Source organism: Caballeronia sp. SEWSISQ10-4 2, from assembly GCF_030464885.1.
Classification (GTDB): domain Bacteria; phylum Pseudomonadota; class Gammaproteobacteria; order Burkholderiales; family Burkholderiaceae; genus Caballeronia.
This window is the reverse complement of record NZ_JALPRJ010000001.1, coordinates 261,500-273,734: the sequence shown is the minus strand read 5'-3', so window position 1 is coordinate 273,734 and position 12,235 is coordinate 261,500. Positions and strand designations below refer to the sequence as shown.

Genomic DNA, 12,235 nt, shown 5'->3' with positions numbered 1-12,235 from the left:
CCAACCGATGTTGGGCGCGGCCCTTTGCCTGGTGACGCGGTCAATCGCGGTTGCAGAAAATCGCGGTGATGAAGGGCGCGACGTGATGGATCACGGCGCCGCTGCCGGCTGCCCGGACCTTTTCCTTGACCGAATCTTCCCCGCCGATCACGACCGCGCCGTAGGCTGAATCGGCGATCGGTTCGCCGCTGCCCTGCTTGAAGATCGCGTCGTCCTTCTGATACCCGACCACCGCGAACACGCCGAAATCGAACGCTGTAAGGTGACTTCCGTGGGTTGGCTTGAACGCGTTGATGGAGTTGGATTCCACGCGCATCGGCGTGGTTTCTATGGCGTGGTTTTCCTGAAGCGGCGCGATGAACGCGTGCGCTGTCGATTTGCAGTCGAGTTGGGAATCCAGCGCGTAGGCTGAAGCGTGCGCGGACGATGCTGCAATGAGTATGAATAAACCGATGCGGACGGCTTGTGCGGGTGACTTCATGAACAGTGGATACGCGCTCGGGCGTTGCCAAAAGGCTAAACTGTAACGGGAAGCAGGAAAGCGTGCTTAAACAAGTGCTTAGAGCCCGTCTCGAAAGGCTTCGCGCGGAACGGGTCTTGTTTGGTTTGCGATTAAAATCCGGCTGATAGGCAATCCTCAGCGGAATTAAGGTGAACTGCTTAAGCGTTGGATAAAGCGCTTGAACCCGCTGCATCAACGCTGGTCAAGCGAGGTTACGGCGTATCAATACGCAAACGACCCCTTCAGTGGTGAAGGCCGCGAGCGCCAAATAGTGTTCATGACTCGCGTTCGGTGGACGCGAGTCGTTCATACAACCCGAGGGGCGCTTTCTCCGCCGAACCAACAACCCTCAAGCCGCTGCCAACTCCGGTACTGCCGCGCGCCGCGCCTCTCGCCGATGCACGCATTTCCCCGCCGCATACGTCTCGAACACGGCGCGGTCGTCGCCTAGCATCGCGAATGCGAACAGCAGTTCTTCCAGCGATTCGGCCCGCGCCGTCCGGCGTGCGAGCAGGGGCGTGCCGGCGGGGTCCAGCACAACGAAATCCGCTTCGCTGCCGGGCTTGAGCGTCCCGACCCTGTCTGACATGTCGAGCACTTGCGCCGCGCCCGTGGTCGCCAGCCAGAACATCCGCACCGCGGTCAGGTGATGGCCCGTCAGGCGCGCGATCTTGTGCGCTTCGCCCATGGTTTGCAACATTGAAAACGTCGTGCCGCCGCCTACGTCGGTTGCAAGCGCCACCGGCATCTTCGCGGCACTAGCCTTTTCGATATCGAACAAACCGCTGCCGAGGAACAGGTTCGATGTCGGGCAATGCGACGCTACCGCGCCGGTTTCGGCCATGCGCTGGCGGTCGGTATCGTCGAGATAAATGCAGTGGCCGTAGACCGCGCGCCGACGCAGCAGGTCGTAGTGATCGTAGATGTCTAGATAGCTCCGATGCCCCGGGAACAGGCTTTCGACCCACTTGATTTCGTCGGTGTTTTCCGCGACATGGCTCTGGATGTACACGTCCTGATGCTTGCGCGCGAGCACCGCGCAGGCTTCAAGTTGCGCTTCCGTGGAGGTCGGTGCGAAACGCGGCGTCAGCGCGTATTCCTGCCGTCCCCGGCCGTGCCAGCGGGCGATGAGTTCGGCGCTGTCGTCGTAGCCCGATTGCGCTGTGTCGCGCAGATACTCCGGGCAGTTGCGATCCATCAGCACTTTGCCCGCGATCATGCGCAGGTTGCGCGACTCGCTTTCGCTGAAGAGGGCATCGGCGGATTGCTTGTGGACCGTGCAATACACGAGCGCCGTGGTCGTGCCGCAAGCGAGCAGCTCATCGATGAAAAAGCCCGCCGTTTCCCGCGCATACGCCGGGTCCTCGAACTTGCGCTCGGTCGGAAACGTATAGGTGTTCAACCATGGCAGGAGACCCGGCGCAGGAGAGGCGATCATGTCGGTCTGCGGATAGTGAATGTGCGAGTCGATAAAACCCGGCACGATCAGCTTGTCGCGCAGATCTTTTATCTCGGCGTCCGGCGCAATCTGGTCGCGAAACGCCGCATACGCGCCCGCCACCACCACGCGGCCATCTTCCACCAGCAACAGGCCGTCGGTTTCGTGCACGGCGTTATTGTCGGAGAAAGCAGGGTCGTCCCGGAAAGTGAGAAGCTGCGCGCGGTAGGCGGTCTGAGTCATGGTTGAAACGTCTCCAGTGAAGCGTATTTATAGCTGTGTCAATAACAGCAACGACAGCGCGGCGACAATCCACATCGCCGGCTTGATTTCTTTTCCGCGGCCAGTGAACGACTTGATCACGACGAACGCGAGGAAACCGTACGCGATGCCATCGGTGATCGAATAGGTCAGCGGGATCAGGATCATCGCGAGGAAGGCTGGAATGGCTTCGTCGAAGCGGTCCCATTCGATCTTCGTGATCGACTCCATCATGAACACGCCGACCAGCACGAGCGCAGGCGCGGTCGCGATAGCCGGCACCAGCGAGAGCAGCGGCGAGAGGAACAGGAAGGGCAGGAAACACAAACCCGCCACGACCGCGACCAGCCCCGTGCGGCCACCCGCAGAAATCCCCGCCGCCGATTCTATGTACGCATTCGCCGGACTCGTGCCGAGCGGCGCGGAAACGAGCGCGGCGAACGAATCGACCATCATCGACTGGCGGATGTTGCGCGGGTTGCCATCTTCGTCGTAGAGCTTGCCGGCTTCCGAGATCGCCATGAAGGTGGAGAGCGCATCGAAGAAAGACGTGAACAGCATCACGAAGATGAAGGGCCAGTAGACCAGCTTCAGTGAGCCGAGCAGATCGAGTTGACCGACTGCCGAGAAGTCCGGCGCCGAGAAGAGGCCGTTCCAGTTCACGAGCGTTTTCGTGGCGATTGCAGCGGGCCAGTAAGCGGTGCCGTCGCCCCAGAAGCGGCCGATGGGAATCGAGATCACGGTTGTGAAAATGATGCCGAGCATCAGGGCGCCGGTCACGCGTCGCGCGACCAGGATGGTGGTCACGGCAAGACCGATCAGAAACGTGATCACCACCGGATTCAGCGACGCCGAATGCACGATCGTCACGGGATCGCTGACCACGAACTTCGCGTTGACCAATCCGATCAGGCTGATAAACAGCCCGATGCCACACGACACGGCGTGACGCAGATTCGCCGGAATCGCATCGACGACAAGCTTGCGCGCGTTGAACGCCGCAAGCACCGCGAAGATCACGCCGGCCCAGAACACGCAGCCGAGCGCCGTCTGCCAGGGCATCTTGCCGGCATGAACCATCACGAACGCGAACAGCGCGTTCATGCCCATGCCCGGCGCGACGAGAACCGGGTTACGCGCGTACAGACCCATCGCGCAACTGCCGAGAAAACTGACAATCACGGTAGCCGTGAGCGCCGCCGGGAAGGGGATGCCCGCCTGCGACAGAATCCCCGGATTGACGACGATGATGTACATCGCCGTGAGGAAGGTCGTGATGCCCGCGACAATCTCTGTCTTGGTCCGCGAACCCGCCGAGCGGATGCCGAAGAGACGCTCGAGCGTGGTTGTCTCGTTGGTAATCGTTGCCATGGCGTTCTCGTTCAAGCTGCTGCGTGCCAGTAGGCGTCGAGTTCGGCGACCATCGCATTGCGTTCGGCTTCAGTAACGAACGACGCTTCCAGGCTGTTCTTGAGCAGCGTGTAGACCTCGGCGTCGGTGAGATTGAGTGCTTCGGTGATAGCGAAGTAGTTGGCGTTCACGTAGCCGCCGAAATACGCGGGGTCGTCGGAGTTGATCATCACGGCCACGCCCTGATCCAACAGCGCCTTGAGCGTGTGTTGGGTCATGTCGTCGAAGACGCGCAGCTTCAGGTTCGACAGCGGACAGACGGTCAGTGCGATGCGGGCATCGGCGAGGCGAGCGACCAGCGCCGGGTCTTCCATGCTGCGCACGCCGTGATCGACGCGATCCACTTTCAGCAGGTCGAGCGCTTCGTACACATACGCCGGCGGACCTTCTTCGCCCGCGTGCGCCACGAGTTTTAACCCTTTCTCCCGTGCCTTCGCGAATACGCGTTCGAACTTCGAAGGCGGATGGCCGCGCTCCGACGAATCCAGCCCAACGCCAATCAGCCGATGCTTGTATTGATCGAACAAGGGCAGCGCTTCGTCGAAGGTCTTGAGCGCATCTTCTTCCGGCAGATGACGCAGGAAACACAGGATCAGCTTGCTCGTCATACCGCGCCGCTCACCTTCGGCCAGCGCGCTTTCGATACCCGCAACGGCCGTGGCAATCGATACACCGCGTTCAGTGTGCGTCTGCGGATCGAAGAAAATTTCGGTGTGCGTGACATGATCGGCGAGCGCGCGTTCTACGTACGCCATGGTCATGTCGTGGAAATCGCGCTCGTGCAGCAACACGCTCGCGCCGGCGTAGTAAATATCGAGGAACGATTGGAGGTCGGTGAATGCGTAGGCCGCGCGCAACGCTTCGATGGAGTCGTACGCAAGCGTCACGCCGTTGCGTTTCGCGAGTTCGAAGATCAGCTCGGGTTCGAGCGAACCTTCGATGTGAATGTGCAGTTCGGCCTTGGGTGCGCGGGCGATCTTGTCGGCGAGAGTGGAATTCATGCTTATCGTGTGCTTTAAAAGGTCTAGATCACGCGGTTTGCGGATGCTGCGCGGAATTGTAGCTGTGCGCGGCGCGTTCCTCGACCTTCTGCAGCAACTGTGCTGCAACCGATACGGCAATCATTTCCGGCGCTTTGTCGGCAATGCCGGGTACGCCAATGGGACATGTCATGCGGCCGATGCGCATGGGGTCGATGCCGCGCGCCGCCAGCCGGCGCTCGAACTGCACCTTCTTCGTATGCGAGCCAATCATGCCGAAGAACGCGAAGTCGCCACGCCTGAGGATGCGTTCGGCGAGTGCGAGATCGAGCGCATGGTTATGCGTCATCACGAGGAAGTAGCTGTTGGCCGGCGCTTCGTCAACGGCGGCTTCCGGGATTCCGCTGGCGTCCATCGCGACGTTTTCGGGGAGACGATCAATGGGCGGGAAGGTTTCATCGCGCTCGTCGACCCAGATCACGCGGAAGGGCAGATTGGCGAGCACCTTGATGATCGCCGCGCCCACGTGACCGGCGCCAAACAGCACCACCGGAAACTCGCGCAACGCGATGGTTTCGGTCAGCAACGCACCGCTTTCGTCGAAACCCGCGCCGTCCCAAAGCAAACAATCGGGGCCGGCTACGCCCGGTTCGGGATCGGAGATCATGACGCCGTCCGGAGCCGGGCCGAAACCGACGCTGCGCACGGTGGATAGTCCCTGCGTCATGCGTTTGCTCAGCGACGTGACCCAGCCAAGATCGCTAATATCCAGGCGCTCGAACGCCAGCACAACCGCACCGCCACAACATTGGCCAAGGCTCGGGCCGAGCGCGAAACGCTCGAGCCGCCGCATATGCGGACTGCGTGCGCCGTCTTTCAGCACCTGCCGCGCTGTTTCGATGGCCTTCCATTCCAGATGGCCGCCGCCGATCGTATGGCGTGCGTCGTCGCGTGTGACGATCATCTTTGTGCCCGCTTCGCGCGGCGCCGAGCCTTCCACGCGTGCGACCGTCACCAGCACGACGGCGTCACCGTGTGCGAGCAGGTGTTGCAGATCGCGCAGCCAGGCTTGCATCGAATAGGCTCCGTTCTAAAGACTAGTTGACCGGCGCCGGCTGGGCGATGTCCGCAGCCGCCGCAATCGCTTTCTTCGACGCCTGTGCATCCAGCGCGTTCAGTATCGATTCCGGGGTGGCCGGGGCGCGCAACGCAGGCGCGTCGGCGCAGTCGGGCGCCGCCGATGCAATCGCCGCGCGGATCGCGAGCAACACCGAGAAGCCCAGCAGCAACGGCGGTTCACCCACGGCCTTTGACCGGAACACGGTTGGTTCGACGTTCTGGTTATCGTAGAGCGCGACGTTCATGGCGGCGGGGATGTCGCTCACCGATGGAATCTTGTAGGTGGACGGCGCGTGCGTCATCAGACGGCCGTCGCGATTCCACCAGAGTTCTTCTGTCGTCAGCCAGCCCATGCCCTGCACGAAACCGCCTTCCACCTGACCGATATCGAGTGCGGGATTGATCGACTGTCCCGCGTCATGGAGGATGTCCGTGCGCAACAAGCGCCATTCGCCGGTGAGCGTATCGACGACCACTTCCGAGATAGCTGCACCGTAGGCAAAGTAGTAGAAGGGCTGGCCGGTCAGCGTTTTCGAATCCCAGTTGACCTTCGGCGTGGCGTAGAAACCGTCCGACCACAACTGCACACGCGCCAGATACGCCGCGCCGACGAGTTGATCGAAAGGCATCTGACCGCCATTCGATTCGACCACGCCGTTATGGAAGCGCACGTCTTCGGCACGTCCACCAAGCTGTTTTGCGGCAAGTTCCGCCAGCCGCCCGCGAATGGTGAGCGCGGCGGCTTCTGCCGCCTTGCCGTTCAGGTCGCTGCCGGTGGACGCTGCCGTCGCTGATGTATTCGCGATCTTCGAGGTATCGGTGGCGGTCACGCGGACCCGCGACAACGGCACGCCCAGCGCATTCGCCACGACCTGCGCGACCTTGGTGTTCAGACCCTGGCCCATCTCGGTGCCGCCGTGATTGACGAGCGCGGAGCCATCTTTATAGACATGCACCAGCGCGCCAGCCTGGTTCAGGAACGGCACGTTGAACGAGATGCCGAACTTGACCGGCGTGAACGCAATACCGCGCTTGAGCACGGGACTCGTTTTATTGAACGCGGCAATAGCCTTTCGCCGCTGCACATACGCACTCGATGTAACCAGTTCATCGGTCAACGGCGCGATCACGTTGTCTTCCACGGTTTGTCCGTACGGCGTCACGTTGCGCTCGTCGATGCCGTAGTAGTTCACGCGACGGACATCGACGGGATCGCGCTTGAGCCGGTGCGCGATTTCATCCATCATCACTTCCATCACGAGTGCACCTTGCGGACCGCCGAAACCGCGAAACGCCGTGTTCGACTGCGTATTGGTGCGGCAGCAGAGGGCTGTGATATCGACGTCCTGCAGGTAGTACGCATTGTCGAAGTGACAGACCGCGCGCGTGGCCACCGCGCCCGACAAATCCGCCGAATAACCCGCACGCAACGCAATTTCAACGCGTGCGCCTTGCAAGCGGCCGTCGTCATCGAAACCCGCTTCGTAGGTGTAGATCGCGTCGTGGCGTTTGCCGGTGATCATGAAGTCGTCGTCGCGATCGGCGCGCAGTTTCACCGGCCGATGCAGCAAGTGAGCAGCCAGCGATGCGATGCAGGCAAAGATGCCCGACTGCGATTCCTTGCCGCCAAAACCACCACCCATCCGGCGGCATTCGCAAATGACGTTGTGCGTCGGCCAGTCGAGCATGTGCGCGACCAGATGCTGCATTTCGCTCGGGTGCTGCGTGGAACTGTAGACAAGCATGCCGTCCAGTTCTTTCGGAATGGCGTACGCAATCTGCCCTTCGAGATAGAACTGCTCCTGCCCGCCGACTTCGAATTCGCCTTGCAACCGATGCGCCGCCGCCGCGATTTTTCCGTCGGGATCGCCGCGTTTCAAATGCAGCGGCGGCAGCACGAACTGCTGTTTCGCTTTAGCGTCGCGCGGCGTCAGGATGGCTTCGAGCGGTTCATATCGGATCACTTCTTCGCTCTTGGCCAGTGCTGCCGCGCGGCGCGCGAGATCGTGCGTTTCCGCGATCACCACGAACACCGGTTGTCCCAGATACAGCACCTCGTCTTTCGCGAGGATCGGGTCGTCGTGGAGCACGGGGCCGCAATTGTTCTCGCCGGGGATGTCGTCGGCAGTGAACACGGCAATCACGCCGGGCGCGGCCAGCACGAGGTCGAGATTGACCGACACGATGCGCGCATGCGCATGCCGCGACAGGCCGAGCGCGGCGTGCAGCGTGCCGCGCAGTTCGCCGATGTCATCCACGTAGGTCGCTTCGCCGCTGACATGCAGGTTCGCCGATTCGTGCGGCAAGCCGACGCCGATCGCCGCGCGCTCCGGCTTTTTCGCCGATGCGGCGTCGGATTTTTCGCCCGCGCGCGCGGTGATTTCGCCGTGGGCGGCGCTGTCGAGAAGGGGATCGGTACGCTTGTTCATCGCGTGGTCCTTGGTGCTTGGTGCAGCGTTATGCGGCGAGGTGCCGCTCATTGCACGTCGAACGCGAATGCGTTGACGTCGTGGAGTGCGAGCGGCGAATCTTCACGGGTCTCCAGGAAGAAGCGCCACAGTACGTTGCGCGCCACTTTGCTGCGATACGCGCTCGACGCGCGCATGTCGGTGAGCGGCTGGAAATCGATATCCAGCGCGCGCATGGCAGCTTCCACGTTCGCCTCGTTCCACTCCTGATCCAGCAAAACCGCTTCCGCATTCGATGCCCGCTTGGGCGTCGCCGCCATGCCGCCGAACGCGAAACGCGCGGCGCTCACACGTGTACCGTCGAGCGTCACGGCGAACGCGGCGCACACGGCCGAGATGTCCTGGTCGTAGCGCTTGGATATCTTGTAAGTCCGGAAGCGCAATTTCGCCGATGGCAGCGGCACACGAATTCCGGCAACGAATTCGCCAGGTTCCAACGCGGTTTTCTGATAACCGAGATAGAAGGCATCGAGCGCCAGCGTGCGGATCTTGGCGGCTTTCTGCAGGACGATTTCGGCATCGAGTGCGATCAGCGCGGGCATGGAATCGCCGATGGGCGAACCGTTCGCCACGTTGCCGCCGAGTGTGCCGGCGTTGCGAATGGGCCGCGAGGCGAAGCGCGTCCACAATTCCGCGAGTTCCGGATACACGGCCGAGAGCGCGCCATACGAGTCTTCCAGCGAGGCCGCAGCGCCGATGGTCAGCCATTGGCCGTCGCGGGTGATCGACTTGAGTTCGGTCACATTGCCGATATACAGAACGTCGCCGAGATTGCGGAACTGCTTGGTGACCCACAGGCCGACGTCGGTGCTGCCGGCCAGGATGCGTGCATCCGGATGCTCGGCGCGCAGCCGGGCGAATTCGGCGAGCGAGACCGGCGCGAAGAACGTTGGGTGACCGAACGCGGCGCCGCGCGCGTCGGGCGCGCAATATTCGAGCGTTTCCTTGCGCTGGATGGATTCGAGCTGGTCTTTGAGCTTCTCGCGATCGAGCGGCGCGCGAGGGTACTCGAACATTTTCTGCGACGCATCCACGATCGGCCGATAGCCGGTGCATCGGCAGAGATTGCCGGAGAGGGCGGCGTTGATTTCGTCGCGCGTGGGAAGACCGGCATCGGCGGGCTGATTCTGGTAAAGCGCCCACATCGACATGACGAAACCGGGCGTACAGAAGCCGCATTGCGAACCGTGGCAATCGACCATGGCTTGCTGGACCGGATGCAGCGTGCCGTCCTTGGCCCGCAGGTCCTCCACAGTGAAGAGTGCCCGGCCGTCGAGCGTCGGCATGAACTGGATACAGGCGTTGACAGCCTTGAGCACGGGCTGGCCGTCCGCATCCAGTTCGCCAATGACTACCGTGCAGGCGCCGCAGTCGCCTTCGGCGCAACCCTCTTTGGTGCCGGTGCATTGGTCGTGCTCGCGCAAATGCTGGAGCACGGTGCGGGAAGCGGGTACGTCGTGCACTTCGCGAATGGCGTTGTGCTGGAAGAACCGGATGGTTTGCGTTGTCATATAGAAGTCCGAGACATTGCGGATCGGGCGCGCGTTACGCGAGATCGGCGTCAGGATTCAAAAGAATCAGGCCGAAACTGCGCACGTGGATCGCCATCCAGAAATAAAGATATCACCGCAATATCTCGAAAAGATTCCGGTGAACGTATCAAGACTATGTGAACAGCCGAATGTGGGTAGGAGAAAAAACGTCGAAAACCTATACGGACGGTCGTCGAGACGAAACGGGAGGGGCGAGGTGGGGGCGTTGGTAGATAGTGACGCGCAAGCTTGACGGGTGCGGATGACGCGAGAGGGCTTCGATAGAAGCGTGTAGCGGGCAAAAGCCTGACGGGCCCTGCGCACGCGGCGCCAATCTTTGCGGAAAGCGGGACGAGCAGCCGGGCGAAGATCCGAACCGCCCGGGAACCGCACTCAACCAGCTCGCAATCTCCGCTTGCCCCACAAACTCCCGGCGACAGCCAGGAAGATTACAACAAAGCCGATAAGGCCCCACTGCGGAAGCGAGAGCCCCAAGATTGGCGGATAGGGTGTTTCGCAAAGCCCGGCTACCTTGAACACCTGGGGAAGCCACTGCGCGGGCGGAAGAGAATCCACGACTGGCTGAAGTGCGTCGAACCCACAGCTAAATCCCGGATGCGCCTGCACATAAACATGCCGTGCGGCTGCTACCATGCCCCCGAGAGCGGACAGTGCAACCAGCGTCTCGAGCAACGCGATCCCACGCCATCCCCTGAACGAAGCACCGAGTAAGGCAAAGACCGCGATCAGCACGAAAAAGTATCGTTGAATGATGCACAGCGGGCAGGGATCTTCGCCTTTGACGAATTGAAGATAGAGCGCCCCGCCAACGAGGCCAAGACAGATCACAGCGAGCAAAACCAACAACCGTCGTTCGCGGCGAATGCCGCGATCGGCGTGGTGCATAGTGAAATGGTTCAAGGAGTTGTTCATATCTTTCCGAATCGTTCGAGAAAAAAACACCTGAAAGGGTATATCCGGCGACGGAATTCTATCGCGATCGCGGTCGCCGGGCGGTTTCAGGTGCGGCATGAGCGGCTCAGCGGGTTGTTTCGAGTACCGCTTCGACCGCGCGGCCGATGGACAGCAGCGCGTCGTCGCCAAACGGCGCTCCGGCCAGCATGAGGCCGACGGGCGCCTCACCGCGCGGATGGCACGGCAGCGACAGCGCGCAACTATCGAGGAAATTGAAGACGGACGGATTGCGCAGGATCAGCGCGTTGGTACGGCCGAACGCTTCGTCGTCGTGTTCGAGGTCGGCCACGCGTGGCGGCACGACCGGCACAGTCGGGCACACGATGGCGTCGAACCGCTGCCACAGCGTGCGCGCCTGCTCGATCATCGCGGCGCGCGCCTGCAACAAGTCGATGTAATCGGCGGCGCTGGCAGGCTGGCCTTTCAAGATGCGCACGCGGACGCGCGGATCGTATTGGTCGGCATGAGCCTGTAGCAGCGGCCGATGCCATGCGTAAGCTTCGACGGACGCAAAGCTGAAACGATTGATTTCGCCCAGCCGGTCGAGCGGCGCGAAACGCACGTCTTCCACGAGCGCGCCCGCTGCCGACAGATGACCGATCGCGGCGGAGTAGGCGCTGGCGACCGTCTCGTCGACGCCGTCCATCACGTAGTTCGTCAGCACGCCGAGACGCACGCCGTCCAGCGGCCGGGTGGCAGGCACGCCGGTATCGCGGCCGGCGAGGATGCGGTCGACGAGCGCGCAGCACGCCACCGATAACCCGATAGGCCCGAACGAATCAAGCGTGGTGGACAGCGGCACACCGCCTTGCGTGGGCACGCGGTCGGCGGTCGGCTTAAAGCCGGTGAGCCCGCAGAGCGCGGCGGGAATACGGATGGAGCCGCCGGTGTCGGTGCCGAGCGCGATGGCCGCCATGCCGTCCGCCACCGATGCTGCCGCTCCCGACGACGAGCCGCCGGCAATCCGTTCATCGCCTGCCACATCCCTCCGATACGGCGAGCGCGGCGTCCCGTAATGCGGGTTCAGCCCGAGCCCGGAGAACGCGAACTCGCTCATGTTGGTGCGCCCGACGATCACGCCGCCCGCTCGCCGCAGCCTTGCAACGGCGACGGCGTCGGCCTTGGCCGGCAGGGCGTCGGCCAGTACACGGGAGCCCGCACGTGTCACCTGGCCTTCGATGTCGAAGAGATCCTTGATCGACACAGGAATGCCCGCCAGCGGCGAGAGCACGGTGCCTGCACGGCGCAATGCGTCGTGGGCATCGGCGGCAGCGCGGGCGCGTTCCGTGTCGACATGCAGGAAGCAAACCGATCCCTGTCCCGAAGGATCTGCAATGCGCTCGAGCGCCTGCTCCACCAACTGGCGGCTGGTGGTTTTGCCGTCGCGAAGAGCGGCGGAGAGTTGCGCGAGCGGTGCGAACTGAGGCGAGGTGATGGGCATGATGTCGAGATAACCGGTGACGTGACGGGCTGCAAAAGTGACGGGCTACAAAAGCGGGCAAGAGGGCGCGGACAACAACAACTGTGGATGAGGCGCAAGAAGCGGTCGT

At 62.3% G+C, this 12,235-nt stretch carries 9 protein-coding genes; all 9 read right to left on the bottom strand.

What is annotated here, in order from left to right; all coding sequences use genetic code 11:
- Window positions 1–40: 40 nt before the first annotated feature.
- Complete coding sequence (locus tag M0D69_RS01230) at window positions 41–481, bottom strand: hypothetical protein (protein WP_301780267.1); 441 nt, start codon at window positions 479–481, stop codon at window positions 41–43.
- 370 nt (window positions 482–851) lie between these two features.
- Window positions 852–2,183, bottom strand: coding sequence for a guanine deaminase (guaD, locus tag M0D69_RS01225; protein WP_301780266.1), 1,332 nt, complete (start codon window positions 2,181–2,183; stop codon window positions 852–854).
- A 27-nt stretch (window positions 2,184–2,210) separates the two neighbouring features.
- Window positions 2,211–3,572 (bottom strand): NCS2 family permease, encoded by a 1,362-nt coding sequence (locus M0D69_RS01220; protein ID WP_301780265.1) that lies wholly within the window; start codon window positions 3,570–3,572, stop codon window positions 2,211–2,213.
- Between the two features lie 11 nt (window positions 3,573–3,583).
- Window positions 3,584–4,612 (bottom strand): adenosine deaminase, encoded by a 1,029-nt coding sequence (locus tag M0D69_RS01215; RefSeq protein WP_301780264.1) that lies wholly within the window; start codon window positions 4,610–4,612, stop codon window positions 3,584–3,586.
- A gap of 28 nt (window positions 4,613–4,640) precedes the next feature.
- Window positions 4,641–5,666 (bottom strand): xanthine dehydrogenase accessory protein XdhC, encoded by a 1,026-nt coding sequence (xdhC, locus tag M0D69_RS01210; protein WP_301780263.1) that lies wholly within the window; start codon window positions 5,664–5,666, stop codon window positions 4,641–4,643.
- 22 nt (window positions 5,667–5,688) lie between these two features.
- Window positions 5,689–8,139 carry a xanthine dehydrogenase molybdopterin binding subunit gene (gene xdhB, locus M0D69_RS01205; protein ID WP_301780262.1) on the bottom strand — a complete coding sequence of 817 codons (2,451 nt, stop codon included), beginning with the start codon at window positions 8,137–8,139 and terminating at the stop codon, window positions 5,689–5,691.
- A gap of 47 nt (window positions 8,140–8,186) precedes the next feature.
- Complete coding sequence (gene xdhA / locus M0D69_RS01200; protein WP_301780261.1) at window positions 8,187–9,689, bottom strand: xanthine dehydrogenase small subunit; 1,503 nt, start codon at window positions 9,687–9,689, stop codon at window positions 8,187–8,189.
- Between the two features lie 414 nt (window positions 9,690–10,103).
- Entirely contained in the window at window positions 10,104–10,616 is a 513-nt protein-coding gene (locus tag M0D69_RS01195) for a disulfide bond formation protein B (protein ID WP_301780349.1), read from the bottom strand.
- A gap of 133 nt (window positions 10,617–10,749) precedes the next feature.
- The gene (locus M0D69_RS01190; protein WP_301780260.1) at window positions 10,750–12,126 is read right to left on the bottom strand and encodes an amidase; all 1,377 of its coding nucleotides are present in this window, start codon (window positions 12,124–12,126) and stop codon (window positions 10,750–10,752) included.
- Window positions 12,127–12,235 lie beyond the last annotated feature (109 nt).

Coding starts and splice junctions, on each gene's coding strand:
- M0D69_RS01215 (WP_301780264.1), bottom strand. CDS start 4,612: ATGAATTCCACTCTCGCCGACAAGATCGCCCGCGCACCCAAGGCCGAA.
- M0D69_RS01220 (WP_301780265.1), bottom strand. CDS start 3,572: ATGGCAACGATTACCAACGAGACAACCACGCTCGAGCGTCTCTTCGGC.
- M0D69_RS01195 (WP_301780349.1), bottom strand. CDS start 10,616: ATGCACCACGCCGATCGCGGCATTCGCCGCGAACGACGGTTGTTGGTT.
- xdhC (WP_301780263.1), bottom strand. CDS start 5,666: ATGCAAGCCTGGCTGCGCGATCTGCAACACCTGCTCGCACACGGTGAC.
- guaD (WP_301780266.1), bottom strand. CDS start 2,183: ATGACTCAGACCGCCTACCGCGCGCAGCTTCTCACTTTCCGGGACGAC.
- xdhB (WP_301780262.1), bottom strand. CDS start 8,139: ATGAACAAGCGTACCGATCCCCTTCTCGACAGCGCCGCCCACGGCGAA.
- M0D69_RS01230 (WP_301780267.1), bottom strand. CDS start 481: ATGAAGTCACCCGCACAAGCCGTCCGCATCGGTTTATTCATACTCATT.
- M0D69_RS01190 (WP_301780260.1), bottom strand. CDS start 12,126: ATGCCCATCACCTCGCCTCAGTTCGCACCGCTCGCGCAACTCTCCGCC.
- xdhA (WP_301780261.1), bottom strand. CDS start 9,689: ATGACAACGCAAACCATCCGGTTCTTCCAGCACAACGCCATTCGCGAA.